This window comes from Methylosinus sp. LW4, assembly GCF_000379125.1.
Lineage (GTDB): Bacteria > Pseudomonadota > Alphaproteobacteria > Rhizobiales > Beijerinckiaceae > Methylosinus.
This window is the reverse complement of record NZ_KB900626.1, coordinates 488,554-512,943: the sequence shown is the minus strand read 5'-3', so window position 1 is coordinate 512,943 and position 24,390 is coordinate 488,554. Positions and strand designations below refer to the sequence as shown.

26 protein-coding genes are annotated in these 24,390 nt (G+C 64.5%); 13 read left to right on the top strand and 13 right to left on the bottom strand.

Features of this window, described 5'->3' with window-relative positions; all coding sequences use genetic code 11:
- Window positions 1-10: 10 nt before the first annotated feature.
- The 5 genes from METLW4_RS0102640 to METLW4_RS0102620 all read right to left on the bottom strand — a co-directional run bounded on the left by METLW4_RS0102640 (window position 11) and on the right by METLW4_RS0102620 (window position 6,047).
- Window positions 11-715 carry an energy transducer TonB gene (locus tag METLW4_RS0102640; RefSeq protein ID WP_018264658.1) on the bottom strand — a complete coding sequence of 235 codons (705 nt, stop codon included), beginning with the start codon at window positions 713-715 and terminating at the stop codon, window positions 11-13.
- Window positions 716-753: 38 nt separating this feature from the next.
- The gene (locus METLW4_RS0102635) at window positions 754-1,137 is read right to left on the bottom strand and encodes an ExbD/TolR family protein (protein WP_018264657.1); all 384 of its coding nucleotides are present in this window, start codon (window positions 1,135-1,137) and stop codon (window positions 754-756) included.
- Window positions 1,130-1,558 carry a TonB-system energizer ExbB gene (exbB, locus tag METLW4_RS0102630; protein ID WP_026191199.1) on the bottom strand — a complete coding sequence of 143 codons (429 nt, stop codon included), beginning with the start codon at window positions 1,556-1,558 and terminating at the stop codon, window positions 1,130-1,132. Before exbB ends, METLW4_RS0102635 begins: the two co-directional genes overlap by 8 nt.
- Before the next feature lie 522 nt (window positions 1,559-2,080).
- Window positions 2,081-5,089, bottom strand: a complete 3,009-nt coding sequence (locus METLW4_RS26215) for a TonB-dependent receptor plug domain-containing protein (protein ID WP_018264655.1) — start codon at window positions 5,087-5,089, stop codon at window positions 2,081-2,083.
- A gap of 406 nt (window positions 5,090-5,495) precedes the next feature.
- Window positions 5,496-6,047, bottom strand: coding sequence for a CGNR zinc finger domain-containing protein (locus METLW4_RS0102620; protein WP_026191198.1), 552 nt, complete (start codon window positions 6,045-6,047; stop codon window positions 5,496-5,498).
- 152 nt (window positions 6,048-6,199) lie between these two features.
- On the opposite strand from METLW4_RS0102620, the gene METLW4_RS0102615 reads away from it, so the two are divergent.
- Window positions 6,200-7,159 carry an alpha/beta fold hydrolase gene (locus METLW4_RS0102615; RefSeq protein ID WP_018264653.1) on the top strand — a complete coding sequence of 320 codons (960 nt, stop codon included), beginning with the start codon at window positions 6,200-6,202 and terminating at the stop codon, window positions 7,157-7,159.
- A gap of 82 nt (window positions 7,160-7,241) precedes the next feature.
- Window positions 7,242-8,018, top strand: coding sequence for an SDR family oxidoreductase (locus METLW4_RS0102610; protein WP_018264652.1), 777 nt, complete (start codon window positions 7,242-7,244; stop codon window positions 8,016-8,018).
- Here the strand turns inward: METLW4_RS0102610 and METLW4_RS0102605 are convergent.
- The 3 genes from METLW4_RS0102605 to METLW4_RS0102595 all read right to left on the bottom strand — a co-directional run bounded on the left by METLW4_RS0102605 (window position 8,005) and on the right by METLW4_RS0102595 (window position 9,778).
- The gene (locus METLW4_RS0102605; RefSeq protein ID WP_018264651.1) at window positions 8,005-8,634 is read right to left on the bottom strand and encodes a pyridoxamine 5'-phosphate oxidase family protein; all 630 of its coding nucleotides are present in this window, start codon (window positions 8,632-8,634) and stop codon (window positions 8,005-8,007) included. The two genes, METLW4_RS0102610 and METLW4_RS0102605, sit on opposite strands and share 14 nt — an antisense overlap.
- A gap of 72 nt (window positions 8,635-8,706) precedes the next feature.
- Complete coding sequence (locus METLW4_RS0102600) at window positions 8,707-9,171, bottom strand: nuclear transport factor 2 family protein (protein ID WP_026191197.1); 465 nt, start codon at window positions 9,169-9,171, stop codon at window positions 8,707-8,709.
- Between the two features lie 55 nt (window positions 9,172-9,226).
- Window positions 9,227-9,778: a carboxymuconolactone decarboxylase family protein gene (locus tag METLW4_RS0102595; protein WP_018264649.1), complete on the bottom strand. Its 552-nt coding sequence runs from the start codon at window positions 9,776-9,778 to the stop codon at window positions 9,227-9,229.
- Window positions 9,779-9,900: 122 nt separating this feature from the next.
- On the opposite strand from METLW4_RS0102595, the gene METLW4_RS0102590 reads away from it, so the two are divergent.
- The gene (locus tag METLW4_RS0102590; RefSeq protein ID WP_018264648.1) at window positions 9,901-10,803 is read left to right on the top strand and encodes a LysR family transcriptional regulator; all 903 of its coding nucleotides are present in this window, start codon (window positions 9,901-9,903) and stop codon (window positions 10,801-10,803) included.
- 86 nt (window positions 10,804-10,889) lie between these two features.
- Here the strand turns inward: METLW4_RS0102590 and bufA2 (METLW4_RS0102585) are convergent, their stop codons facing one another.
- Entirely contained in the window at window positions 10,890-11,147 is a 258-nt protein-coding gene (gene bufA2 / locus METLW4_RS0102585; RefSeq protein WP_026191196.1) for a BufA2 family periplasmic bufferin-type metallophore, read from the bottom strand.
- A gap of 607 nt (window positions 11,148-11,754) precedes the next feature.
- On the opposite strand from bufA2 (METLW4_RS0102585), the gene dusA reads away from it, so the two are divergent.
- The gene (dusA, locus tag METLW4_RS0102570) at window positions 11,755-12,768 is read left to right on the top strand and encodes a tRNA dihydrouridine(20/20a) synthase DusA (RefSeq protein ID WP_083919182.1); all 1,014 of its coding nucleotides are present in this window, start codon (window positions 11,755-11,757) and stop codon (window positions 12,766-12,768) included.
- 7 nt (window positions 12,769-12,775) lie between these two features.
- Here dusA and cobS read toward each other — a convergent pair whose 3' ends face one another.
- The 3 genes from cobS to bufA2 (METLW4_RS0102555) form a co-directional block, all read right to left on the bottom strand.
- On the bottom strand, window positions 12,776-13,549 hold the full coding sequence (cobS, locus tag METLW4_RS0102565) for an adenosylcobinamide-GDP ribazoletransferase (protein ID WP_018264643.1): 774 nt from the start codon (window positions 13,547-13,549) through the stop codon (window positions 12,776-12,778).
- A 59-nt stretch (window positions 13,550-13,608) separates the two neighbouring features.
- Window positions 13,609-15,924: a TonB-dependent receptor gene (locus METLW4_RS0102560; RefSeq protein WP_083919181.1), complete on the bottom strand. Its 2,316-nt coding sequence runs from the start codon at window positions 15,922-15,924 to the stop codon at window positions 13,609-13,611.
- Between the two features lie 252 nt (window positions 15,925-16,176).
- Window positions 16,177-16,434: a BufA2 family periplasmic bufferin-type metallophore gene (gene bufA2 / locus METLW4_RS0102555; protein WP_018264641.1), complete on the bottom strand. Its 258-nt coding sequence runs from the start codon at window positions 16,432-16,434 to the stop codon at window positions 16,177-16,179.
- 169 nt (window positions 16,435-16,603) lie between these two features.
- On the opposite strand from bufA2 (METLW4_RS0102555), the gene METLW4_RS0102550 reads away from it, so the two are divergent.
- From METLW4_RS0102550 to METLW4_RS0102525, 6 genes are all read left to right on the top strand, one after another.
- Entirely contained in the window at window positions 16,604-17,302 is a 699-nt protein-coding gene (locus METLW4_RS0102550) for a phosphatidylserine decarboxylase (protein ID WP_018264640.1), read from the top strand.
- Between the two features lie 27 nt (window positions 17,303-17,329).
- The gene (gene pssA / locus METLW4_RS0102545) at window positions 17,330-18,181 is read left to right on the top strand and encodes a CDP-diacylglycerol--serine O-phosphatidyltransferase (RefSeq protein ID WP_018264639.1); all 852 of its coding nucleotides are present in this window, start codon (window positions 17,330-17,332) and stop codon (window positions 18,179-18,181) included.
- A gap of 224 nt (window positions 18,182-18,405) precedes the next feature.
- Entirely contained in the window at window positions 18,406-19,335 is a 930-nt protein-coding gene (gene pqqB / locus METLW4_RS0102540) for a pyrroloquinoline quinone biosynthesis protein PqqB (RefSeq protein ID WP_018264638.1), read from the top strand.
- Complete coding sequence (gene pqqC, locus METLW4_RS0102535) at window positions 19,332-20,093, top strand: pyrroloquinoline-quinone synthase PqqC (RefSeq protein ID WP_018264637.1); 762 nt, start codon at window positions 19,332-19,334, stop codon at window positions 20,091-20,093. The genes pqqB and pqqC overlap by 4 nt, the downstream gene beginning before the upstream one ends.
- Before the next feature lie 11 nt (window positions 20,094-20,104).
- Window positions 20,105-21,562, top strand: a complete 1,458-nt coding sequence (pqqE, locus tag METLW4_RS0102530; RefSeq protein ID WP_026191194.1) for a pyrroloquinoline quinone biosynthesis protein PqqE — start codon at window positions 20,105-20,107, stop codon at window positions 21,560-21,562.
- Window positions 21,563-21,678: 116 nt separating this feature from the next.
- On the top strand, window positions 21,679-22,044 hold the full coding sequence (locus METLW4_RS0102525; RefSeq protein WP_157234804.1) for a hypothetical protein: 366 nt from the start codon (window positions 21,679-21,681) through the stop codon (window positions 22,042-22,044).
- 8 nt (window positions 22,045-22,052) lie between these two features.
- Here the strand turns inward: METLW4_RS0102525 and METLW4_RS0102520 are convergent, their stop codons facing one another.
- Window positions 22,053-22,298: an acyl carrier protein gene (locus tag METLW4_RS0102520; RefSeq protein ID WP_018264634.1), complete on the bottom strand. Its 246-nt coding sequence runs from the start codon at window positions 22,296-22,298 to the stop codon at window positions 22,053-22,055.
- A 371-nt stretch (window positions 22,299-22,669) separates the two neighbouring features.
- Between METLW4_RS0102520 and METLW4_RS0102515 the strand changes: the two genes are divergently transcribed.
- The 3 genes from METLW4_RS0102515 to METLW4_RS0102505 all read left to right on the top strand — a co-directional run bounded on the left by METLW4_RS0102515 (window position 22,670) and on the right by METLW4_RS0102505 (window position 24,373).
- On the top strand, window positions 22,670-22,879 hold the full coding sequence (locus METLW4_RS0102515; RefSeq protein WP_018264633.1) for a cold-shock protein: 210 nt from the start codon (window positions 22,670-22,672) through the stop codon (window positions 22,877-22,879).
- Between the two features lie 107 nt (window positions 22,880-22,986).
- Window positions 22,987-23,709 (top strand): tetratricopeptide repeat protein, encoded by a 723-nt coding sequence (locus METLW4_RS0102510; RefSeq protein WP_018264632.1) that lies wholly within the window; start codon window positions 22,987-22,989, stop codon window positions 23,707-23,709.
- Window positions 23,710-23,764: 55 nt separating this feature from the next.
- Window positions 23,765-24,373 (top strand): malonic semialdehyde reductase, encoded by a 609-nt coding sequence (locus METLW4_RS0102505; RefSeq protein ID WP_018264631.1) that lies wholly within the window; start codon window positions 23,765-23,767, stop codon window positions 24,371-24,373.
- Window positions 24,374-24,390 lie beyond the last annotated feature (17 nt).

The window sequence follows — 24,390 nt, the reverse complement described above, 5'->3', positions numbered from 1 at the left end:
AAATTCGCGCTCAGCGCGAGGGGCCGAACTCGACGTCGATAGCCACATTCATCTCCCGCGGCGGCGCTGCGAAGGGCGCGCTCGATCGCACCGTTTTCAACGCGCTGACGTCGAGGCGCTCCTGACCGCTGGTCGAAACGATCTTGAGCGTTTCTTCGCGGATTTGTCCGCTCTCGAGGATGCGGAAGGAGACTTTCGCGACGCCCCGCAGCCCGGCGCGACGCCCCTCCTCTGGATAAACCAGCCGCTCGTGAACGCGCTTCGATAATTGCCGCAAATAGGCGCGAATGCGGTCTTCCTCGCTTACCGTGCGGCGGGCGATGGTGCGCGCGACCTGCTGCTCCTGCGCGCCGGTCACATTGGCGGAGCCGGCCGGGTCTGGCTTCGACTGCGAAGGTGCCTGAGCGGGGACCGCGGCTGCATTGGCCTCGCCTTCATCCGCCTGCTCGCGCTGCTCGACAGGCTTCGCCTCCGACGCCCGAGTCTCATTCGGCGCGGTCTCCTGAGTCGCGCCCGCATTATCCTGCTGCACTTTCTCGTCGGTCTGCTCGTCATCGACGAGACCATCGAGCTCGAAGACGAGAACCGAAGCCTCTTCTTCGGTCGCATAGAGACGATGCAGAAGGTAGGGCGCGCATAGCAGGGCATGCAGCGCCAAAGAGAGCGCGACGCCATGATAGATGGTGAACCGGCTCGCCGGTCTCACAGTGTTCATTGGCGCGGACGCCGCCAGGAAAGCCATCTCTGCGCCTCTCACTTGGGACTGTTCTTGGTCTGCACGGCGACCTTGGTGAAGCTCATGCGCTTGAGCAGCTCGGCGACGTCGATGAAGCTCTGCAATGCCACAGCGCGATCGGCGCGAATGAGGAAGCCCGTTTCCGGCGGCAGGCCTGTGAGCCGGCTCCGCAACTCGTCCTTGGTCGCGACATGGCCGTCGAAATAGACGCTTCCGTCGGCGGCGATCTCGATCGTCTTATCCTTCTGGCGGTCGACCTGCGTCTGCGCAGCCTGCGGCAAGGCGACCGGTATGCGGCCCGTCGCGATGAAATTCGCCGTCGTCAGCACCATTGTGAGAAGCACGAGCATCACATCGACGAGCGGAATGACGTTGAGCGTCTCGAAAGGCTTCTCATCCATGGGCGATCTCCCACTTCAGCATCAGCACCTTCGTCTTGCGCAAAAGGGCGTTGTAGGAGACCACCGACAAGAGCGCGACGACGAGCCCGATCGCCGTCGCCTTGAGCGCGAGCGCGAGGCCGGCCATGATCTTGCTGGCGTCCGCCGAAGCGTCGAGGCCGAGATTATAGAAGGTCAGCATAATGCCGAGCACAGTGCCGAGCAGTCCGATGTAAGGCGCGTTGGAGGCGACGGATGCGATGACGACGAGGCGCTTGGTCAATTCCAGCTCCAGCGCCTTGATGCTGGTGAAGGTCGCAATGTCGATCGCCCGGTAGAAAAAATGCCGCTCCAGCGCCACGGCGACAACGACGACGCTGAGCGCGGCCAGCAGCCCTATGACGCCGAAATCGATCGCCGTCGACAACCATTCCATTTGCATTGCGCAATTCTCCAGCAGAGGCGATCGCGAAGGACGAATGTCGAGAGCCCTGGGCGCGCCGCACTCGTCATCGCTCGCCATGACGCGCTCGCCCACGACGAGTGTTCCATCGCGTCGATATCTACATTCGTTACATTGCGAACGCGCCGAGATCGCGTCAATGGGAAAATTCGCGCGCAGACAAAGCAGCCGAATGCGGGCGCCTGATTTTCAGCCACCCAATATAATTCGTCGCTGCGTTCGGCGTCCAAAGCCAGTCTAAAGTAACGAGGAAATTACCTCGCCGGCGACAACGGGACGGAAAGCTTTATCGAAATGGCCGAGCGGCGGCGCTATTGTCCAATTCTCGCACAAGTTGCATCTTTTTTTGCTGACTTGCGGATTTTTTTTGCAATAGATGATCGCGCCTTTCGACTCCCTGCTCTAAGAGCCGAAAACCGACCGAGATTGCTACGCCTGCGCGCAAAGAGAGAGACGGCGCTATGCCGGCCCTCTCCCGATGCACACGAGAATCGTCGGCCTCTATTCAAAATGATAGTTGACGCCGGCGCGCAGGACATGGCCGGCGAGGCGCGACGACGAGATCACGGCCGCCCCATAGAGGCCCGGATTGGCGGCCGCTGTCTGATTATAGCCGGCCATGATCCCATAGGCGCCCTGGTTGCCGAGGTCGTAGCGCAGATATTCCAGCTTGGCGCTCCAACTCTGCCGGAACATCCATTCGCCGCCAGCGCCCGCCGCCCAGCCGATGCGGATCGACGAAGAGCCGATGGTTCCGCCGTTCGGCGCGAAGGACGCCGCGGTGGAGGACTGCGTCAGAGACGTCGAGAAGCCGCCTTCGCCATAGGCGAGACCGGCGGTGAGATAGGGAAGCAGCGTCGGCGCCACGAGATAGCCGACGCGGCCGCGCGCCGTGCCGAGATAGGCGAGGCTCTTCGTCACCGCCGTCGACGTCGCCACATTCGCGCCGGTGACGGGCTCAGTCGCGGAGCGCAGCGAGGAGCCCGAGGCGCGCCCGCCCGCCACGCCTTGCAGATCGAGCTCGAGACCGCCGATCACATCGGGACGGAAGCGCCAATTATAGCCGAGCTGCGCGCCGCCGATTCCGCCGCCGACGCCGAGCGGGATCGTGCTCGCCGCGCTGGAGGCGCTGGCCCGGCCGAAGAAGGTCGCCGGGCGGCCGACCGCGCCCTTGTCGTCGTAAGCGTCGCCGAGAATGGTGGACGTGCCGGGAACCGTGTTGACCCCATGTCCGTCGCCGAAGAGTCCGCCGGCGTTGAGGCCGGCGTAGAGCCCGCTCCAGGGCGACGGCGCATCGTCGGCTCCGGCCGGCGCCGCCATGCCCGGCAGCGGCACGGGCGAGGAATGCTCGCCCCAGGAGAGCTTCAGCTCCGAGCCCCAGACGGCGCCCCAGGCCTTGTAGGTGTAGATCGTCTCATAGCGCTTATTGGTGATGTTGCGGCCGTAGAAGCTGAGCCGCGCATCCCAATCCATGAGCTGGAATTTATAAGCGATGTTGGCGTCCAGCGTCGTGTAGTTGCCGATCTGGTGATAGGCGTTGTCGACGGCGAAGCCATTGGACCAGTACATGGAGACATGATTGAGCGCGACCGTGCCGGTGAAACGGTCCCAAGCATGGGTGAACGCGAAGTTGATTTGCGTTCTGGGAGTCTGGAAGCGATAGGGGTTGAGCCAGTCGTAGGTTCCCAGCGAATTGCTATAGACCTCGGTCAGCCGCGTGTAGCTGCCGCGATAGGTCGTCTTGCCGAAAAGCTCGTCCTGCAGCACGCCTTGCGCGACCGCCTCTACGCCCTTGCGCGAGGTATTGCCCTGCGTCCAGTAAGTGATGTTGTTATTGTTCACCGTGACGGTGCGCGAGGGCTGCTTGTTGTTCTGAATTTCGGTGTCGAAATAAGTCACTTCCGGCGTGAACCAGCGGAAGACCGGGATTTTGACGCCCGCTTCGTATTTGTCCTGCTTCTCCGGCAGCAGAGTGACGTTCGCGTCCGCGATAATGCCGGACATATCGCTCTGCTCAGTGTGCGAGTAGCGGCCGCTGAAGGAGACATTGGCGAGGCCCTCGAGCGGATTGAGATCGCCGAGGGACGCGCCCATCCCACCGATCCCCGATCCGCGCAGCGGCTTCACCGTGGCGCCGCCCGCATAATTCACCGCGAGCGGGAAGCCGCGATTGTAGAAATATCTCGTCGTTCCGGCCGAATCGACTCCGACATAATCGAAGTGATTGTCCAGCCGGAAGCTCGCGTCGAAGATCAGGCGATCTTCGAGCAGCTTCTGCTCGAAATTGCCATAGCCGCTGAGCGTGTCCTCCTTGCGCGCATAATTGGCGTAATTGGTCTGTCCGCTGGGGCTCGCCCAGTTCACATATTGCAGGCCGAGCTGCGCCAATGTGCCATCATAGGTGAAGCTGTGGCGCGCGTTGATCTGGCCGGTATAGCCCTGCTCATTGGCGACTGTCAGATTGGGGCTGGTGAAGGAGGCGAGGACGTTGTTGTCCTCCGTTCGCGTATAGGCGAGCGTGAGCAGGCTGACATTGTGCTCGTCCCAGCGGAACGTCGAGTTCCAGGATAGGAATGTCGATTCGATCGGCGAATAGCCCCATTTCTGCGCGAGCGTGCTCGCCGTCTGCTCGCCGAAGGTCCCCTGCTGAAAGCCATAGCGCGTGCTCGACTGAAACAGGGTGAAGCTGGTGTCGAGCGGACCGACAGTGAAGCCGCCCTTGAGCAAGCCGGCGACCGTGTCGTTCCAGTTGGAGCCGTTCGCCGGCCCATCGTCGGAGCTCTTCTTAATGAAGCCCGAGATAAAGGCTGGAATCTCGCCGGGCTTCTTCCCGAAGACATAGCCGCCATAGACGCTGCCGAGCACGCCGCCATAGCTCTGCGCCGCCGTGCGCAGCTCCATTTCATTCTCTTGCGGCGTATGTGTGCGCACGACGACGAAGCCGCTGTTGAGCGCGCCCGAGGAGGAGCCGAAATCGACGAGCGGGCCATGCGTCAGCGCCGAAGCGTCGCGCACGACATCGACCTGATCGAGCGCCGAAACGGGCAGCGATTGCATCATCAGGCCTGCGGTCTGCGCGCTCACATAGGCGCCGTCGACGATGAAGCCGAAATTGCCGTCGCCGCGGAATTTCAGATTGTTCGGAAATTTGCGGCCCTGATAGGTGACGAGAATGCTGGTCGCATTGCGCAGCAGGCCGAACACATCCTGCGGGTTCAGCTCCTCTATGTCCTGCCGCGTGAATGTCTGCGTGTGCGAGCGGCTGCTGGTGGCGACGCGCGCGGCATTGGCGACATTGTCGGGCTGGAGATCCGGCCGGGCGAGCTGCGGCGCCAGCGGCGCTCCCGAGGAGGCGGCGTTGGAGCCGCCCGACGCCACGCCGATCTCGATCGCCGGCAAAGCCTCCTGAGCCGAGGCGGCGACTGTCAGAACGACCGACAAAGCGAGCGCGGAGCTGGTGGAGTAAACCGCATCACGTATATGCGGCGTCGCAGCGCTGTTCTTTGTCATGACATCCCTTGGTTGCGCTCTATATGAAACGGTTGCGCCACGACTAGCGGCGGCGGCTCGCCGAACACGTGATATATTTGTAATATAGGTAGTGACCGCAGAGGTCCTCGGGCAAGCCGATAATCAAGGCAATCCGCCTAAATCCTGGTCCAATAGAGACATTTTTGTGGACACCGAAGGTGTTGGGTTCGGTATTCCTTCCGGCAGGACGAGGCGCGACCCCTGCTTGTGACTTTACTATAAGACGCCAGATTGCATTATATTCGATCAAATCTGGATGCGGCTCGAAGCGCCATAGACGAGCATGCGTTCGACATCGGGATTGCAGAAACGCCCATCGCTCCGACTCGAGAGACGATTCCACGCTTATTGGAATGCCGGGCCGCGACTCGGCCGCGGACATAGCTCATTTCTCTCGCGCCTTGCGCGCGCGATATTGCGCGACCTTGTCGCGATTGCCGCAGATCGCCATCGTGCACCAGCGCCGAATGTTATTGCGGCCGCGATCGTAGAACACCATAGAGCACGCCGGGTTGCCGCAGCGCTTGAGCCGAGCAGGCTCCGCCTCACAAACGAATTGCGCGAAATCCCGCGCGACGGTCGTCGCCACGACATCCTTCTCGATGCGCGCATCCTCGATGAGCGCCACATGGCCGTCACGCAGGTTCAATCGCTGACGAATCACCACCGCGCCGAGCAGGCGATCGATCGGCTCGAGGCGCTGGGCGGAGATCGCGCGCCCCGCAGAAAGCTTGTCGAAGAGCGCGCGTAGCGCCGCGCGCGCCTCCCACGCCGACTTCAGCTCCGCCTTCGACGGTTTCACTGCGCAATCGATTCCCGCGGCGCGCGCCCATTTGGCCAGCCCCTCCGCGTCGGAGAGAAAATCGACCGCCTCGCCGTTCATCACCGGCGTCGTATTGAGAAAGTCGATCCAGAGCGCGCCTCCAAAGAATGGCATCCCGTCTCGCCACTCGCTCACATCGGTCGCCATCTCCCCACCCTCTCCTCATGCGCAGCCGGCAAATTTTTGTAACCGGTAAAGTGAACCTTGACAGGCGTCGCCGCAAGTGTCACCACTATATATGTATAACAGTGGTTACAGGAGACCCCATGTTCCTCGCCTCCAATCCCCTCCTCACGCTCGCCGCCGTGTCGGCCGCGACGATCGCGACCGCCATGCCTCTCCAATCCAACCGCGCGCACTTCCAGAATCCCGAAGTCCGACATCGGCATCTCGACGTCATGGGACGCTCGATCTTCTTTCGCGAGGCCGGCGATCCGAAAGCGCCGGCGATCATTCTCCTTCACGGCTTTCCGACCTCGTCGCGCATGTATCGCGAGCTGATCCCGGCGCTCGCCGACAAGTTTCACGTCGTCGCGCCGGATTATGTCGGCTTCGGCCATTCGGAGGCGCCGGCGGCGGATCAATTCCCCTACACATTCGAGACGCTCACCGCCCATGTGACCGGCCTGATCGATCAGCTCGGCCTGAGCTCTTATGTGCTCTACATGCAGGATTATGGCGGCCCGGTCGGATTCCGCATACAGGCTGCGCGTCCGCATCAGGTCGCCGGATTGGTGGTGCAGAACGCCAACGCCTATCTCGAAGGCGTGGGCGAGGCGCCGCGCCAGGTCTTTCTGCCTTTGTGGGAAAAGCGCGACGAAAAGAGCGAAGCCGGCGCGCGCAGCCTGCTGCAGGCGGATATGACCAAATTCCAATATGTGTATGGCGCGCGCAATCCCGAGGCGATCGATCCCGATAATTGGACGGTCGATCAAGCCTTGCTCGATCGGCCGGGCGTCGCCGCCTATCAGATCGATCTGCTCGAAAACTACAAGACCAATGTCGCCTCCTATGACGCCTGGCACGCATCGTTCCGCGCGCATCGCCCGAAGACCTTGATCGTCTGGGGCAAGAACGATCCGATCTTCATTCCGGCCGGAGCCGAGGCGTTCAAGAAGGATTTGCCGGACGCCAAGCTCGTCTGGCTCGACGGCGGACATTTCGCGCTCGAAGAGAATGTCCCGCTCGTCGCCTCCGAGATCAAAGCGATGTTCGCCGGAAAATAGCCCCCTCCTCCGGCGAATGGGGCCGATCCGACAGCCTCTCGGATCGGCCCCGACTCTCTTTGCTCATACGAAGGAATTGGCCATGCCGAACCAGGAACGTGTCGCGATCGTGACCGGAGCGAGCCGCGGAATCGGCCGCGCGACCGCCATCCGTCTCGCCCGAGATTTCTCCGCCGTCGTCCTCGTCGCGCGCGACGCCATCGCCCTCGCGAGCGTCGCCGAGGCGGTGAGCGCAGCCGGAGCCGCGAGCCTCACGCTCTCGCGCGATTTGCGCGTCGCAGATGCGGCGCGCGAGGCGATCGAGACGACGCGTGATCGCTTCGGACGCATAGACGCGCTCGTCAACATCGCCGGCGCGGTTCCGCAAGCCGACCTCTTCGCGATGAGCGAAGAAGAATGGACAGATGGCCTCTCGCTCAAATTCCACGCTGCGCGTCGTCTGACGCTCGCCGCTTGGGAAACGCTCGTCGAATATAGAGGCTCGGTGGTTTTCATCTCCGGGACCTCGGCGCTGACGCCGAAAGCCTCGCTCGCCGCAGTCGGAACGATCAACGCCGCCATTTCGGCGCTCGCGAAAGCTTTCGCCGAGCGCGGAGTCGGCGATGGCGTGCAGGTGAACGCCGTGCTGCCCGGCCCTGTGTTGACCGATCGACGCCGCGCCATGCTCGCGCTCTATGGCCAGGCGAAAGGCCTGTCGATCGACACGGCCATGAACGCCTTCGCCGCGGAGACGAAGATCACGCGCTATGGAACGCCGGAGGATATCGCGGAGCTGATCGCCTTCGCCATTTCGCCGGCGGCGCGCTGGATGACAGGCGTGACGCTGCGGATGGATGGCGGCGAGATCAAATCGATATGACCGCGCCAGGGTCCGCGCTCGCGCGCAGCTCCTGCACTCGAGCTTCCAGCGCAGCGATGCGCGCGTCTCGTTCCGCCAGCGCGGCGGCGACGTCGGCCGCCTCGAAGCGCTGCGGAATATGGCTGGGGCAGTTCACATCCAAGGCGACAACGGAAAAAAGGATCGCGCGCTCGACGCGCGCCGCATAGTCTTTCGGCGCGAGCCGCGCGATCAGCTCGGCGTCGTCTTCCACGACGCGCGCCGTTCCCCAAATCTTCACGCGGCGACGGCGCGAATAGTCGATCAAGAAGAGATAGGCTCTCGGATTGTCGGCGAGATTGCCGATCGTCACATATTGGCGATTTCCCGAGAAATCAGCGAAGCCGATGGTCGACTCGTCGAGCGTCTTCAAAAAGCCGGCGGGGCCGCCGCGATGCTGGATATAGGGCTGCATTTCCCTATTCGCGGTCGCGAGAAACACGCTGGTCTGCTGCGCGATAAAGGCCTCTATGTCCGGCGTCACGCTCGTTCGCCACGAATGCTCCTCCTCCATGCGCGCATAGGCGCGGCGCGAGCCCTCGCGCGCTTGAATTGACTTGACGGTGGGCGTGAAGGCGATGTCGCTGGGATAGGTCATGTCGATTGCCTCCCGAGACGCGAGAAAAGGATCGACGCGCGAGCGCAGCTATCGCGCTCGCGCGGCGTTCGATCAAAGACCGAGGTCGCTTAGGCCCGGATGCTCGTCCGGGCGGCGGCCGAGCGGCCAATGGAACTTGCGATCGGCATCGACGATCGCAAGATCGTTGATAGAGGCGATGCGCAAGCGCATGAGGCCATGCTCGTCGAACTCCCAATTCTCATTGCCATAGGCACGGAACCAGGCGCCGCTGTCGTCACGCCATTCATAGGCGAAGCGCACCGCGATGCGGTTCTCGCGAAAGGCCCACAGCTCCTTGATGAGCCGATAGTCCAGCTCGCGCGACCATTTGCGCCCGAGAAAAGCTTCGATCTGATCGCGGCCGACGATGAATTCGGCGCGATTGCGCCAGCGACTGTCCGGCGTGTAGGCGAGCGCGACCTTTTGTGGATCGCGGCTGTTCCAGCCGTCCTCGGCGACGCGCACCTTTTGCGTCGCGGTTTCGAGCGTGAAGGGGGGAAGCGGCGGTCTCGACATGCTCATTGCTCCAATGAAGGCGCGCGCCTGGAACGAATCCAGACGCGCTTGCAATCTACGCCACGCGGCGCGTCTCGAGCGCGGGAAAGTCGACCAGCGTGTCGGCGACTTCATTGATGTAATTGGTCAGCGTGTTGAGCCCGACATGGAAGATGATCTCGATGATCTCTCCCTCGCCGAATCCCGCCGCGCGAACAGCCGCGAGATCGGCGTCGGAGACGTGGCCGCGCTTGCGGGCGACCTCGAGCGCAAAGCGCAGCGCCGCCTCCGCCTTGGGGTCGGCGGAACGGCCGTCGCGATTGGCGCCGATCTCCGCATCGTCGAGCTTGACGACCGCCTTGCCGATATAAGCATGGGCCGAAAGGCAATAGCCGCAGCCGTTGAACTCTGCGATCGCCACGGCGAGACGCTCGCGCGTGCGGGCGTCGAGCGCGCCCTTCGCCAACGCGCCATTCAATCCGATGAGGCCTTCGAGGCTCGCGGGGCTGTTGGCGACCAGGCGATAGAAATTCGGAACGACGCCGAGCTTCGCCTTCACTGTCTCCAGCAGCGGGCGAGCGGCAGCGGGGGCGATTTCGATGGCGGCGGGAGTGGAGATACGAGGCATGAAGCGCTCCTTTTAAGGATGATCGCAGGTCTTTCGCCTGACCAGGGGAAGATGATAGACAATGATCGAGATGATAATCGCCATCCTCGACACGACATCGTTGCAGGTAGCGCCGCAATCCCATGGACCGTTTCGACACGATCGCCGCTTTCATCGCGGTCGCCGATCATAAGGGCTTTGCGCCGGCGGCGCGGGCGCTCGGCATTTCTGCGCCTATGGCGACGCGGCTCGTCGCGGCGCTCGAGGAGCGGCTCGGCGTGCGTCTTCTGCAACGCACGACGCGCTCGGTGGGCCTGACCGATGAGGGAGCGCGCTTCCTCGAGCGCGCCCGCCATATCGTCGCCGATCTCGAGGAGGCCGAACGTCTCGCCGAGAATGAGCGGAGCGAGCCGAGTGGACGATTGAGCGTCTCCGCGCCGCTGATGTTCGGACGCATGCATGTCGGACCGCTGATCTCACGCTATATGACCGAGCACCCGCAGGTCAGCGTCGAGCTGTCGCTCTCCGACCGCTTCGTCGATCTCATCGAGGAAGGCGTCGATCTCGCTCTGCGCATCGGACATTTGTCCGATTCTGCGCTGGTCGCGCGCAAGCTCGGCGCAACGCGACGCGTCGTCGTCGGTTCGCCCGCCTATCTCGAGGCGAGAGGCGGCGCGCCCCTCGCTCCGGCGGACCTCGGCCGCTATCGCCTCATTTCCTGCTCTGCGCTGACGCCGGTGACGCGATGGCGCTTCTGGTCGCAGTCGCGAGCATTCGACGTGGAGACGCGCCCGGCCTATGTGACCAACAGCGCCGAGGCGGCGATCTGCCACGCAGAAAGAGACGGGGGGCTGACGATCGCGGTCGGATATCAGGTTTTCGATCTCGTTCGCGCCGGCTGGCTGCAGGTCGTTCTGGCCGACTATGAGCCGGAGCCGCTGCCGATCCAATTCGTCTATCCGAGCGCGAGATTGCTGTCTGCGAAGGTCCGAGCGTTGATCGATCTGGCCGGGCGGCAATGCGACTGGAGCTTCGTCGATCTTTGAGCGACGCTCGCGCGCTCCGGGCGCGAAGCCGCGCATCGAGAAGCGGATGGGCGAAGTCTCGCCCATCCTTTTGGCGAAAGCCCGATTCAGCCGAGCGCGCCGCCCTGCGCTTCGCAAGCCGCTTCGGACTTGGCCGGTAGCCAGCCATGGCCCTTGCAGGAGTTCTGCCCTTTGCAGCTATTGTGCGCCGACTTGCACGCCGAGTGACCGCGACAGGAATTCACGCCGAAGCACTGCACGGTCCTGTGCGCCTTTTTCGCAGAAGCCGGCGCCCCCGCGCCAGCGAGGACGAGCGCGACGGCCGCGGCGGCCAGCGAGCCGCCGGATATGATGCTCATTTTCATCTCGATCTCCCGAATGAGAGCCAGCCCTGTAGCGGACCGCGACAAGCCAGGACTCGGCTTGCTGAGCTCAATTCGCTTCGTCGACGATCAGCGTTACGCAGAAGGCGTGACGAGACGAAAATTTCTGCCGTCCGTCGAAGCGAAACATGTCGAGCGCGCCGCATGGCCGCGAATGACGTCGCAACGCGCGCGGCTCGAGACGCGTTTGGACAATTCGCGCGCTCGCGAGAGTGGGAGCGAATGGTCTGTCGACGCCGCGCAAACCGAAGTCTTTCAAATTGTCTCGCGCGGCGGCTGATGAGAAAGTCTCAGCGTCGCCGATTGCGGGACTCGAGCCGCGCGCCATCGATCGCGATCTTCGAAGAGCGGCTCGATCGGCTCGTCCTGGCCAGAAGCAATCCGCCTCGAGCCGCGCTTAGCTCGGCGGTCGCCAATTCCAGCAAGTCGGCGATGGCGGCGCGCTCGCCACGCTCACGCATCTCGATCGTTCCGCGCGCAGGCCGGGCGTCGCTCGATTCGGCCCTGCGCGGAGAAGTCGAAAAGGAGCGAAAATTGTCGTATCGAGGCGCGGGGCGCGCACGCGCCCGCCCATCGCCATGAGATCAGGATGACATCGCTGACAAATCGAGATTTTAGATTCTCCGTGGCCCCGATGATGGACTGGACGGATCGTCACTGTCGCTCCTTCCATCGGCTGATGTCGCGCCGCGCGCGGCTCTATACGGAGATGCTGACGACCGGGGCCGTGATCTTCGGCGATCGCGATCGGCTGCTCGGCTTCGATGCGGCGGAGCGTCCGCTGGCGCTGCAGCTCGGCGGATCCGATCCGGGCGAGCTGGCCAAGGCCGCGCGCATCGCCGAGCCCTATGGGTTCGACGAGATCAATCTCAACGTCGGCTGCCCCTCTGATCGCGTGCAGAACGGCGCTTTCGGCGCCTGCCTCATGCGGCGGCCCGATCTCGTCGCCGATTGCGTGCGCGCGATGAAGGATGCGGTCGCGCTTCCCGTCACGGTCAAATGCCGCATCGGCGTCGACGATCAGGAGCCGAGAGCCGCGCTGTTCGGCCTCGCCGAGCGCTCCGTCGCCGCCGGCTGCGACGCGCTCGTCGTCCACGCTCGCAAGGCCTGGCTCTCCGGCCTCTCGCCCAAGGAAAATCGCGACGTTCCACCGCTCGACTACGGCCTCGTCTATGAGCTGAAGCGCGCCTATCCGAATTTGCCGATCGCGATCAACGGCGGCATTGCGACGCTCGAGGACATGCGCGCGCATCTCGCTCATGTCGATGGCGTGATGATCGGCCGCGCCGCCTATCATGAGCCGGAGCTTCTGCTCCGCGTCGATCCCGAGCTGTTCGGCGAGGCGGCGCCGCTGGCCGACGGCTTCACCGCGGTGGAAGCCTTCATTCCTTACATCGAGGCGCAACTGCGGCATGGCGAGCGTCTCTCCAACATGACGCGGCATATGCTCGGCCTCTTCGCCGGCAAGCCCGGCGCGCGCGCCTTCCGCCGGCGACTCGCAGAAGAGGCGGCGCGGCCCGGCGCCGGCGTGGAGACGCTGCGCGCGGCCGTCGACGAGGTGCGGCGCGCGACGGCGCGCATGGCGGAGGCGGCCAGAGCCTGACGCCGCTTCAGCCGCCGCTCGCGAAGACGAGCAGCGCCGCGATCTCGGCCGCCTGCTGCGCGCCGCCGAGCACATCGCCGGTGAGGCCGCCGATCTGCCGCTCGGCGAGCTTGGCCGTCGCATAGGCCGCGGCGACGGACGCCGCGCCGGCCAGCAGAGCCGCGACCGGCGAGACCCCGAGCGCGATCGGCAAAATGGAGAGGGCGCTCGCCAGCAGCGCCGCCGTCTGCAGCGCCTCCTTGAACGGCCGCATGGCGGCGTGACCGGCCCCGTCCGCGCGCGCTGGCGCGAGGATCATGATCGGCAGCAGCCCGGCCGTGCGCGAGAGCGACGCCGCGAAAATGAGAATGGCCGCCGCCTCGAAGACTCCGCGCTGCGTGATGGCGGTCAAGGCGCCGAGGCGCAGAGCCAGCGCGAGCATCAGCGCGACCGCGCCATAGGAGCCGAGCCGGCTGTCGCGCATGATCTCGAGCTTTTCCTCCCGCGTCGCGCCGCCGCCGAAGCCATCGGCGAGATCGGCGAGCCCGTCCTCATGCAGCGCGCCGGTGACGGCGACCAGCGCGGCGAGCGCCAGCGTCGCGGCGAGGAAAGGCGGCAGGCCGAGCGCGCGGGCGGCGAGCAGCGTCCAGGCCGGCGCGAGCGCGATCAGCGCCCCCGCCAGCGGCAGCGCCCGCACGGCGGTGCGAAAGTCCGGCATCTCATGCCCCCGCGGCGCAGGAACCGGCAGGCGGGAGTAGAAACGCAGGCAGGCGAGGAAGTCGTCGACGAAGGGACGGAACATGCGTCCCCTCATGAAGCCAAAGAGGCGATTTGTCGAGAAGGGGCGATCCGGCCTCGGCGTCACCAGACGTAGCGGACCGAGGCGAAGATCGAGCGCGGATCATTATAGGCCACGGTCCAATAGGCAGGCAGGCCCGCGCCCGGCCGTCCCGCGGAAATCGCCTGATAGGTGTAGCTCTGCGGATAACGGTGATCGAAGAGATTTTTCACCGCGAGCTTAAACGTCCAATGACCATCGGCCGTGGTGTAGCTCGTCTGCAGATTGGCGAAGGTCTGCGGCGGTATTTTTATGATCGGGTTGTTGATGATATCCGTGTAGAGCGACGTCTGCGCCTGTACGGAGCCGCCGATCTTCCACACGCCCGGCACATCGAGCGGCACGCGATAATTGGTGTAGAGGCTGCCCTGGAATTTCGGCGAATAGGGCAGACGCGAGCCCGAATGCGCGGCGGTCGGAACGACGGCGTTGGGGCCGAACGGCGAATTGACCAGCGTCGCCCATGTCGTCGTTCCCGCGTAAGAATCGAGCACGGCGTCGAGATAGGAGCCGGTCGCGCCGATCTCCCATTCGTCGATCGGCGTGAAGGTCGCCTGCCCTTCGACGCCCCTGGAGCGGCCATGGCCGGCGCTGAAACGATGCGAGCTATTGGTGACTGGATCGATCGCCGTCGCCTGCACATTGCGAAAATCGTTCCAAAAGGCCGAGATCGCGACGTTCAGCCGCTCGTCGAGCCATGATGATTTCACGCCGAATTCATATGTCGTCAGCGTCTCCGGCTTATAGGGAACGCTCGCCTGCGTCACAGAGGCGATAGTCGGTCCCTGCGCGCGAAAATCGAAGCCGCCGTCCTTATGACCCTGCGAGAAGGAGGCATAAGCGAGGATCTCCGGCGTCGCTTGATAGGAGAGGACGGCTTTGGGAGAGCCCGTTCCCCATGACGCGCTGTTCTGGACGCTCCAATTGAGCACGCCGCGCGGATTGTAGAAGGCCGCGAGCCAATCGGTGGAAGTGAAGCCGCCGCCCAGCAACGACGAGGTCGTCTGCCCATTCACCAGCGAATAATTGTAATTATTGTTCCACTGCTTCTCGTAATTATAGCGGCCTCCGAGCGTGAGCTTCAATTCGTCGGTGAGCCGATAATTCGCTTCGCCATAGACGGCGTAAGTGTTGGTGTATTGCCACAGCTCCTGCCAATTCGGCTGGAAGGTCGTCGGAACCTGCGGAGTGGCGAAAAAGCTCGTCACTGTTCCGAATGCGTTAGCGCGTCGGCCGGAGAACCATTCGTCGCGATTGAGATAGACGCCGCCTTTGAAATCCAGGCGATCGTAATCGCCGATGACGCGAAACTCCTGCGTGTAGTTGCGATCCCAATAATGGAGCCAGTTGGAGCTGCGCGCCCACAGATCGCTGGTGTTGTCATAGAGCGCGACCTGCTCGAAGCGGCGCGCCTGGGTGATCGACTTCAGCTGCAGATTGGCGTCGAGCTGATAGCTGATCGTCAGCGCTCCGCCATATTGCTGGAAGTGATTCAGTGGATAGAGCGGATAATAGGCCGTGCTCGACGTGTTTCCAGGAATGGCGAGATTATTGTAGGACTTCGCTTGGCCGTCGTCGAACTCGCCGTCGAAGGCGAGCAGCACCTCGAGCGGCTGGATCGGCGTCCAGCGCAGCTTGGCGAGCGCATTGCTCAGATTGACATTGTTGACGTCGGCGTTGCGCAGCAGATTGCGCGTGACGCCATCGCGCGCCCGATGGCTGTAGGAGAGGCTGCCGAAGAGCTCGTCCGCGATGATAGGCCCGCTCACCAGCGCGCCGACCTTCCATTCATTGTAATTGCCGTAGCCCGCTTCCACCTCGACGCGCTTTCTATTGTCCGGCTTGCGCGTGACGATCTGAACGACGCCGGCTTCCGCATTATGCGGCGAAGACGTGTCCTGCGGCCCCGGACGCGCGTCTATACGCTCCACATCGAGCAGCTCGATGCGCGAGCCGAGGAGGCGCGGGAAATAGGCGTCGTCGAGATAGACGCCGACAGAGGGCTGTCCCTGCGGATCATATTCGCCGATCCCGCGAAAGAAATAATTGGAGTTGGACGTCGTGACGCCCGTGCGGAACTGCGTCAGGCCCGGCACATAGCCGGAGAGATCGCGCGTATTGGTGATGCTGAGGTCGCGCAATTTCTTCTCGTCGAAGCGCACGATCGTCTGGGGTGCCTTTTGGGCCTCGACCCGGTCATGCTCCGCTTGCACGACGACATCCTGCACCGTCGCCTCGCCGGCGCCGCCCTGCGGCGCCGCCAGCGCCGCGCAGGCCTGCAGCGTCAAAGCTCCGACGCCCGTCGCCACAATACGTTGTTTCTGTGAGGCTTTTGTCATGTCATAACCACTTATAAATATTAAGTCTGTAGATATAATATGTTTTAAGCTAGAACTTGGCAATCAATCGGCTATGCCGATTTGCGAAAATCATACATGTTAAATAGAGGTATCACGCTGGCGCGTGGCGGGACGGGGCAAGCAGGCCGGCCGTTTGACTGGCCGCGATGTGACGTCGAGACGGGCGAATGCGGCCCATCCCGGAGGGACAGGCGCGCATCGCTTGCCAGAAGTCGTTGCGAGAGGTCTGGATCAGTTCAGCGTCTTGCCGCCGGCGGCCTTGCAGGCCTCCTCGGACTCGACGAAGGCCCAGCCCTTGCCCTGGCAGGCGTTCATGCCCTTGCACGCGTTTTTGGGGCTGTGGCAGTCGCTCTTGCCCTTGCAGGCGTTGGCGCCGATGCACTGCACCTTGCCGGGCGTCGCCGCCATGGCCGTCGTCACGGCGCCGGCGAGCGCGAGAGACACGGCCGCTATGGCCAGGGCCGTTCCGTTGCGAATATTGTCTTTCATGTTTCCTCCCCGAGGGGTGTCCGCCTCTTTGGGCTTCGACCGCGCCTATCTGTCGTGAATCCGCCGCAGGGGCAAGGGCGCAGACGGCTCGCCCGCGTGACTTTCGCGCCGCAAAATGGCAGAACTCGCCCCGCCTGCGGCGACGGGCCGCATTCGGAGCCTCTCATCCATGTCGATCCTCGAATCGGTCCGCAAATCGCTCGTCCCGATCCATCCCGAAGGCTACATCTTCATCGCCGCCTTCGCCATCGCCGCCCTGCTGCTGCATTGGATTTCCTCGACGCTCGGCTGGGTGGGCTTCATCGCCACAGGCTGGTGCGTCTATTTCTTCCGCGATCCGCAACGCCTGACGCCTTTGCGCGAGGGGCTCGTCGTGTCGCCGGCGGATGGCGTCGTCTGCTCCATCGGCTTCTTCCTGCCGCCGGCCGAGCTCGGTCTCGGCGCGGAGCCGATGCAGCGCGTCTCCATCTTCATGAGCGTCTTCGACGTGCATGTGAACCGCGCCCCCATCACCGGCCGCATCAGCAAGGTCGCCTATAAGCCCGGCATCTTCCTCAACGCCGATCTCGACAAGGCGAGCGAGGACAATGAGCGCAACGGAATCGTCATCGACGCGCCCTCCGGCCGCTATGGCGTGGTGCAGATCGCTGGCCTGGTGGCGCGGCGCATCGTCTGCTTCGTGCAGGATGGCGAGCCGATCGGCGTCGGCGACCGTTTCGGCCTCATCCGTTTCGGCTCGCGCGTCGACGTCTATATGCCGACCGCCGCCAAGCCCCGCGTCGCCGTGGGCTCGCGCGCGATAGCGGGCGAAACGATCCTCGCCGATGTGAACTCCACCGCCGCTCCCCTGAGCTTCAAGGCCGGCTGAGCCGTCGCCGCGACAAAGGCCTCTCCGATGACCGAACCTTCGTCCTTCGACGCCGGCCCCGAGGGCCGGGACGCGCAATTGTCGCCCTCGGAACGGCGCCGGCTGCGCTTCCGCAATATTCCGATCCGCGTGGTGCTGCCCAATCTGGTGACGCTTCTGGCGCTCTCCATGGGCCTCACCGCCATACGCTACGCCACGGAAGGCAAGTTCGACACGGCCGTGACCGCCGTCATCGCCGCCGCCGTGCTGGACGGGCTCGACGGCCGCATCGCGCGCGCGCTCAAAGGCACGTCGCGCTTCGGCGCGGAGCTCGATTCGCTCGCCGATTTCGTCGATTTCGGCGTCGCGCCGGCGCTTCTGCTCTATCTCTGGTCGCTTCACGAGATCAAAGGGCTCGGCTGGTTCGCGGCGCTCGTCTTCGCCATCGCCGGCGCGCTGCGCCTCGCCCGCTTCAACGTCACCGTGGACGATCCGGGACGCCCGGCCTGGCATTCGGATTTCTTCGTCGGCATGCCGGCGCCCGCCGGCGCCGTGACCGTGCTGCTGCCGCTCTATCTCAACCTCTCGGTGGTCGATCTGCCCGGCTCCAAGGCGCTGGTTCCGCTCTTCATCATCTATGTGCTGGCCATCGCCTTTCTGATGGCGAGCCGCATTCCGCATCTCTCCGGCAAGCGCATCGGCCGCATCCCGCGCGAATATGTCATTCTCGTGCTGTTCTGCGTCGGCGTGACGGCGCTGCTGCTCGCCATCTATCCGATGGAGACGCTGGTGCTGGCGAGCCTCGCCTATCTCGCCGCCATCCCCTTCGGCGTGAAGCGCTACAAGGAGCTGGAGCGGCAGGAGGCGGAGAGAGCGGCGGAGAAGGCGCGGCCGGCCTGACGCGGCGGCTCGAGCGGCGCGACAAAGTGGCGCTTGCGCGCCGCCGCGCGCGCCGACATAGTGCCTGCGAAAACAAGCCGTCCATGGCCATGCGCCATGGGAAAAAGCGGCAAAATCGGGAGGGGAGCGAAACAGCGCTTCGAGGAGAAGCGGTTTCGCTCTAGAACGTCGGCTCGAGAGGAGAGACCGCGCCTTTAAAAAACGGCGCCGTCGCGGATCGCGTCATGTTCATCAAGATACTCGGATCGGGCGCCGGCGGCGGCTTCCCGCAATGGAACTGCAATTGCGCCAATTGCCGCGCCGTGCGCGAGGGCAAGCCCGGCTTTTCGGCGCGCACGCAATCCTCGCTCGCGGTCAGCGCCAATGGGGTCGATTTCGCGCTGCTCAACGCCTCGCCGGATTTGCGCCAGCAAATCGCGCAAGCGCCGCAGCTCTCGCCCGGCCCGCAAGATGGTCTGCGCGCGAGCCCGATCAAATCCGTCGTGCTGACCAATGGCGACGTCGACCATGTCGCCGGCCTGCTGAACCTTCGTGAGGCGCAGGCCTTCTCGATCTATTCCTCCGGCCGCATATTGAACGTGCTCGCCGGCAATCGCATCTTCGACATTCTGGTCCCTGAATTGGTGACGCGCGTCGAATTTCCCTTCGACGAGGCGATCCCCCTGCATGGCGCCGGCGTCGATCTCGGCCTCGCGGTGAAGGCCTTTCCCGTCCATGGCAAGATTGCGCTGTGGCTCGAGGACAAGAGCGTCGCGGGTTTCGGCACGCAGGTGGGCGACACGCTCGGCGTCGAGATCATCGAGACCGCGACGGGCAAGAGCTGTTTCTATATTCCCGGCTGCGCGAAGATCGACGAGCCGCTGCGGGAACGCCTGCGCGGCGCGAGCGCCGTCTTCTTCGATGGAACATTATTCCATGAGAATGAGATGATCGAGCAAGGATTGCTCGGCAAGACCGGCTCCCGCATGGGCCATGTGAATATGAGCGGCGAGGACGGCTCGATGAAAGCCTTCGAGGATTTGTCCGTCGCGCGCAAAATCTATGTGCACATCAACAACTCCAATCCGACGCTCGACGCTTCCTCCAAGGAACGCGCCATCGTGAATGCGGCCGGATGGGAGATCGGCGCGGACGGCATGGAGGTGACGCTATGAACGACTTCTCGACGGCCGAGTGGCACGACGCTCCTCCCTTGTCGAAGGAGGCCTTCGAGGCCGCGATCCGCGCCGTCGGCGAGGAGCGCTATCACGACAAGCATCCTTTCCATAAGATGCTGCATGGCGGAAAGCTGAGCAAAGGCCAGGTGCAGGCCTGGGCGCTCAATCGCTATTGCTATCAGGAGGCGGTGCCGCGCAAGGACGCCGCCTTCATGAGTCGCGTCCATGACCGCGAATTGCGGCGCGAATGGATTCACCGCATCCACGATCATGATGGATTGGGCGAGGAAGGCGGCGGCATAGAGCGCTGGCTCGTGCTCACCGACGGGCTCGGCCTCTCGCGCGATTACGTCACCTCGCGCAAGGGCGCGCTGCCGGCGACCAAATTCGCCGTCGAGGCCTATGTGCGCTTCGTCGTCGAGCAGCCGCTCGTCATCGCGGTGGCGTCATCGCTGACGGAGCTGTTCGCGCCGGCGATCCATCGCGAGCGCATCGCGGGAATGCTCGAGAATTACAATTTCGTCGATGATTCCGTGATGGCCTATTTCAAGCGCCGTCTCGCCCAGGCGCCGCGCGACAGCGATTTCGCTCTGTCGTATATTCTCCAGCACGCCTATACGCGGGCGGAGCAAGAGGCCTGCGTCGGCGCCGTGCGCTTCAAATGCGACGTGCTATGGGCGCAGCTCGACGCGCTCTATCAGGCCTATGTGACCGGCCTCATCCCGCCCGGCGCATTCACGCCGGGAGAGAAGTGAAGGACGAGAGAATGAGCGAAGCGCGTTTCATTGTGGCGCCGGAGTCGAAGCCGGCCTTCACGCGCTATTCGCGCCTGCACGAGGATGTCGTGCGCAAGCGCAAGGTGATCCTCGCGCCGGAACGCGCCTATGAGCTGGACCCGATCGGCCTCGCCGTGCTCGGCCATGTCGATGGCCTCGCCAGAGTCGCCGAGATTTCGCAGCGTCTCGCGCAGAGCTATTCGGCGCCGGTCGAGGTGATCCAGACGGATGTCGTGAAGCTGCTGCAAGGCCTCGCCGACAAGCGCCTGCTGCGCGACGGGCCGGACGCATTCTCGCCCCCTCCCCTGTCGCAGACGGCGAAATCCTATGCGCCCTTCGAGCGCGGCCCGGCGGGGCTGCTCGCCGAGCTGACGCATCGCTGTCCGCTCCAGTGCCCCTATTGCTCCAATCCGCTCGATCTCGAGCGCGCCAATACGGAGCTGACCTCCGGCGAATGGGGCGACGTGTTTCGTCAGGCCGCCTCCATCGGCGCGCTGCAATTGCATCTCTCCGGCGGCGAGCCGACCATTCGCCGCGATCTCGAGGAGATTCTCGCCCACGCCGTCGACGCCGGCCTCTACACAAATCTCGTGACCTCCGCCGTGCTGCTGACGCGCGAGCGTCTGGCGCATCTCGCCGAGATCGGCCTCGATCATGTGCAGGTCTCGGTGCAGGACGTCGTGCCGGAAAGCTCGGACCATATTTCCGGCTATGAGGGCGGCGTCGCCAAGAAGCGCGACGTCGCGCGCTGGGCGCGGGAGCTCGGCCTCGGCCTCACCATCAATGCGCCGATCCATCGCCAGAACATCGACCATCTGCCGCAGATCATCGATTTCGCGGTGGAAGTCGGGGCGCAGCGGCTCGAGGTGGCGCATATTCAATATTACGCCTGGGCGGAAGTGAACCGCGCCGCGCTGATCCCGACGCGCGAGAAATTCCTCGCCACCGTCGGCATTGTGGAAGAGGCGAAGAAGCGCCTGCAGGGCGTGCTCAATTTCGATTTCGTGATCCACGACCATTACGCCTCGCGCCCGAAGGCCTGCACGGGCGGCTGGGGCCGCAGCATCATGGTGGTGACGCCCTCCGGCAAGGCCCTGCCCTGCCATGCCGCGCAGACTCTGCCGGGCCTTTCCTTCGACAATGTGCGGGACCGCCCGCTCGCCGAGATTTGGCGCGACGGCGCGGCCTTCCAGGCCTTTCGCGGCGAGGAGTGGATGCAGGAGCCCTGCCGCAGCTGCGACAAGCGCGGAGTCGATTATGGCGGCTGCCGCTGCCAGGCGCTGGCCGTCACGGGCGACGCCGCGGCGACCGACCCCGCCTGCCATCGCTCGGCCCATCACGAGGAATTCGCCGCGCTGGGGCAGAACGAGTCGCTGCTGCCGGCGCCGCCTTTCGTCTATCGCCGCCTCGGCGGGGCGGAGCGCAAGGAGAAGGCGCTGGACCAGTAGCCGGCGTGAGGCCTCCGGTCACTCCCTGCTAATCATATCCCACGCTCGCGCTGGAGCGACGCGGGCGGCGCTCCATTTGACCCTTTCGGCCGGTTTTGCGGCCAAGGGGGTCCAAAATGTCACGAGCAGATTTGGGCGCGCGTCGGATCGGCGCGCTTTTCGTCGCCTTCTCGGCGTTCGTCTTCTTCACCATAGTGGTGATGATGGAGCGCGCCTGCGCCGCGCCGCCGCCGGCCTATCGCATTCCGCTCTTCGCCCAATGCGGGCTCGACGGGCTGACGCCGGAGCCGGGGGCGGAGAAGCTGGCCGCCCGCGCGACGCGCGAGGGACGCTCCGCCGCCTTCCAGAGCTGGGCGGCCTCGACGCGGCCGGTGACGCCGGCGCTGCTGGCTTTCGCGCCGCAGCAGAACGCCTTTCCAGCCGCGCTCTCGGCCGGAGCCGATCGCAAGGCGCGCTATTGCCCCTCGGGCGCCCGCCTATGAGCGCCGGCTCAGGCCGCCTTGCGCTCCAACGCATGCAGGCAGGAGACGATGGCGGCGATGGAGGCGAAATTGCGACGGCGCAGCATATGCTCCGGGAATTGGACGCCATAGGCGTCCTCGAGCGCGAGCATGATTCTGACCGCCGCGAATGAGGTGAGGCCGAGCTCATAGAGGTCGGCGTTGTCCGCTATGTCGCAGGCGGGCGCGGGCAGGCGTCCATTCTCGTCGATCGCTTGCCGAACGAGGTCGATCACTTTTGCTCTCCGCTTCTGGCTGCGCGCGGGGGCCTCCCCCCGCCGTCGCAGGTCACGATCATTCAGCGACAATTCGACGCGATGATCGTAAATCCAACGCTAAGATCGCGCCGTCTCGATGAATGTGGCGTGAACCAGGCGCCTCCTCCAATTGTGTAGGTTAGGAAATCCTTTCTTTTTCGGGAATTACTTATGGCCTATAGCGTGATCCGCCATTGCCCGGGGCGGTTCGGCCCTCTATGTTCCCGAGCATCGATTTTCGGCCGGCGACTTGGGCGCGCTTCGGAGACGGAGCCGCTGACGACCTCTCCCTACATCGATCGACCCGGCCCCGCGCAGGCGGGCCTTCTCCTCTATGTCTGGAGAGACAAATGGCGACTGGAACGGTTAAGTGGTTCAACGCCCAGAAGGGCTATGGCTTCATCCAGCCGGATGGCGACGACAAGGACGTGTTCGTCCACATCAGCGCGGTGGAGCGCGCCGGCCTGCGCGATCTGCGCGAGGGCCAGAAGGTGAGCTTCGAGATCGCGCAGGACCGCCGCACCGGCAAGTCCTCCGCGGACCAGCTCAAGGCGCTCTGAGCCTTTGATCTGAGCTTGAAACGAGAGGGTCGCCGCTCAGCGGCGGCCCTTTTTGCGTTTCGCATGGTCCTTGTCTCGAGGCCAGCGCCTTTGCTACAGTCGCGCTCATGCGCCTCGCGCCCTCGTCCCGCATTCTCGCCGCTTTGCTCGCGGCCGCGTTTTTCCCCGCTCCCGGGGCGCTCGCCGCCGGGGCCGAGCGTCCGCTCACCGAGCCGCAATTTCTCGAAATTCCCGGCATAGGCCGCGTGCCGATCCCACTGCCGCCGGGCGCGCGCGTGTTCTCGCCGCAGCGCCGGCCGGCCGCCCCGGCCGAGCCGGAGATCGCGCCCGAGCGGGCGCCGCAGACGGCGCGCGACTCGCTCGACGATCTCATCCGCCGCCTCTCCCTCGCCGAGAGCGAGGAGGAGGAGAGCGCCCTCGCCCAGGCGATCGGCCGGCTCTGGGCGCGCTCCGCCTCCCCCACCGTCGACCTGCTGATGCGCCGCGCGCTCGTCGCCGTCGGCCTCGGCGCGGATTCGCTGGCGCTCGATCTCTTCGACCGCATCGTCATCCTCGAGCCGGAATGGGCGGAGGCGCTGGTCGGCCGCGCCAATGTCCGCATCGCGCTCGGCGATCTCGACGGGGCGGAGCGCGATCTCGAATCCGCGGTGCGGCTGGAGCCCCGCCGTTTCGACGCGCTCGGCGCATTGGGCGCGCTACGCGAGCGAGCCGGCGCCGCGGCGCGCGCGCTCGAGGCCTATCGCCGCGCCCGCGCGCTCGATCCGCGCCGCGAGGAATGGCGCAAGGCGGAGGAGCGGCTGCGATTGGAAGTCGAGGGCCGGGACATCTGAGCGGCGCGCGCGTTCTCCCGCGAGCCGCGATGCGAGCGAGCCGAGGAGCGATGATATGGCGCAAAACGACATTTCGCAGGAAATTCTGAGCGCCGAGGCGCTCGCGCAGCTTTTCACCGAAGCGCGCACTCACAACGGCTGGTCTGATCGCGAGGTCCCCGACGCTTTGCTCCAGCAGGCGGTGCGGCTCGCGCTATGGGGGCCGACCAGCGCCAATTGCCTGCCGGCGCGCTTTCTCTTCATCCGCTCGGCGGAGGCCAAGGCGCGGCTGGCGCCGGCGCTCGCTCCCGGCAATCTCGACAAGACGCTCGCCGCGCCGGCGACGGCGATCGTCGCCCATGACACGCAATTCTACGAGCATCTGCCGCGCCTCTATCCGGCGACCGACGCGCGCGCCTGGTTCGTCGGCAACGCCCCGCTCATCGAGACGACGGCCTTTCGCAATGGCACGCTGCAGGGCGCCTATTTCCTGCTGGCGCTGCGCGCCGTCGGGCTCGACGCCGGGCCGATGAGCGGCTTCGACAATGCGAAGGTGGACGCCGAATTCTTCCCCGGCGGGACGGTGAAGTCCAATTTCCTCATCAACATCGGCTATGGCGATCCGGCGAAACTCTATCCGCGGGGTCCGCGTTTCTCCTTCGAGGAGGTCGCCTCGATCCTGTGAGGCGCGATCCTCGACAA

Excerpts from the sequence above, each read along its gene's own strand:
- METLW4_RS0102640 (WP_018264658.1), bottom strand. The coding sequence starts at position 715 with ATGAACACTGTGAGACCGGCGAGCCGGTTCACCATCTATCATGGCGTC.
- METLW4_RS0102635 (WP_018264657.1), bottom strand. The coding sequence starts at position 1,137 with ATGGATGAGAAGCCTTTCGAGACGCTCAACGTCATTCCGCTCGTCGAT.
- exbB (WP_026191199.1), bottom strand. The coding sequence starts at position 1,558 with ATGCAAATGGAATGGTTGTCGACGGCGATCGATTTCGGCGTCATAGGG.
- METLW4_RS26215 (WP_018264655.1), bottom strand. The coding sequence starts at position 5,089 with ATGACAAAGAACAGCGCTGCGACGCCGCATATACGTGATGCGGTTTAC.
- METLW4_RS0102620 (WP_026191198.1), bottom strand. The coding sequence starts at position 6,047 with ATGCCATTCTTTGGAGGCGCGCTCTGGATCGACTTTCTCAATACGACG.
- METLW4_RS0102615 (WP_018264653.1), top strand. The coding sequence starts at position 6,200 with ATGTTCCTCGCCTCCAATCCCCTCCTCACGCTCGCCGCCGTGTCGGCC.
- METLW4_RS0102610 (WP_018264652.1), top strand. The coding sequence starts at position 7,242 with ATGCCGAACCAGGAACGTGTCGCGATCGTGACCGGAGCGAGCCGCGGA.
- METLW4_RS0102605 (WP_018264651.1), bottom strand. The coding sequence starts at position 8,634 with ATGACCTATCCCAGCGACATCGCCTTCACGCCCACCGTCAAGTCAATT.
- METLW4_RS0102600 (WP_026191197.1), bottom strand. The coding sequence starts at position 9,171 with ATGTCGAGACCGCCGCTTCCCCCCTTCACGCTCGAAACCGCGACGCAA.
- METLW4_RS0102595 (WP_018264649.1), bottom strand. The coding sequence starts at position 9,778 with ATGCCTCGTATCTCCACTCCCGCCGCCATCGAAATCGCCCCCGCTGCC.
- METLW4_RS0102590 (WP_018264648.1), top strand. The coding sequence starts at position 9,901 with ATGGACCGTTTCGACACGATCGCCGCTTTCATCGCGGTCGCCGATCAT.
- bufA2 (WP_026191196.1), bottom strand. The coding sequence starts at position 11,147 with ATGAAAATGAGCATCATATCCGGCGGCTCGCTGGCCGCCGCGGCCGTC.
- dusA (WP_083919182.1), top strand. The coding sequence starts at position 11,755 with ATGACATCGCTGACAAATCGAGATTTTAGATTCTCCGTGGCCCCGATG.
- cobS (WP_018264643.1), bottom strand. The coding sequence starts at position 13,549 with ATGTTCCGTCCCTTCGTCGACGACTTCCTCGCCTGCCTGCGTTTCTAC.
- METLW4_RS0102560 (WP_083919181.1), bottom strand. The coding sequence starts at position 15,924 with ATGACAAAAGCCTCACAGAAACAACGTATTGTGGCGACGGGCGTCGGA.
- bufA2 (WP_018264641.1), bottom strand. The coding sequence starts at position 16,434 with ATGAAAGACAATATTCGCAACGGAACGGCCCTGGCCATAGCGGCCGTG.
- METLW4_RS0102550 (WP_018264640.1), top strand. The coding sequence starts at position 16,604 with ATGTCGATCCTCGAATCGGTCCGCAAATCGCTCGTCCCGATCCATCCC.
- pssA (WP_018264639.1), top strand. The coding sequence starts at position 17,330 with ATGACCGAACCTTCGTCCTTCGACGCCGGCCCCGAGGGCCGGGACGCG.
- pqqB (WP_018264638.1), top strand. The coding sequence starts at position 18,406 with ATGTTCATCAAGATACTCGGATCGGGCGCCGGCGGCGGCTTCCCGCAA.
- pqqC (WP_018264637.1), top strand. The coding sequence starts at position 19,332 with ATGAACGACTTCTCGACGGCCGAGTGGCACGACGCTCCTCCCTTGTCG.
- pqqE (WP_026191194.1), top strand. The coding sequence starts at position 20,105 with ATGAGCGAAGCGCGTTTCATTGTGGCGCCGGAGTCGAAGCCGGCCTTC.
- METLW4_RS0102525 (WP_157234804.1), top strand. The coding sequence starts at position 21,679 with ATGTCACGAGCAGATTTGGGCGCGCGTCGGATCGGCGCGCTTTTCGTC.
- METLW4_RS0102515 (WP_018264633.1), top strand. The coding sequence starts at position 22,670 with ATGGCGACTGGAACGGTTAAGTGGTTCAACGCCCAGAAGGGCTATGGC.
- METLW4_RS0102510 (WP_018264632.1), top strand. The coding sequence starts at position 22,987 with ATGCGCCTCGCGCCCTCGTCCCGCATTCTCGCCGCTTTGCTCGCGGCC.
- METLW4_RS0102505 (WP_018264631.1), top strand. The coding sequence starts at position 23,765 with ATGGCGCAAAACGACATTTCGCAGGAAATTCTGAGCGCCGAGGCGCTC.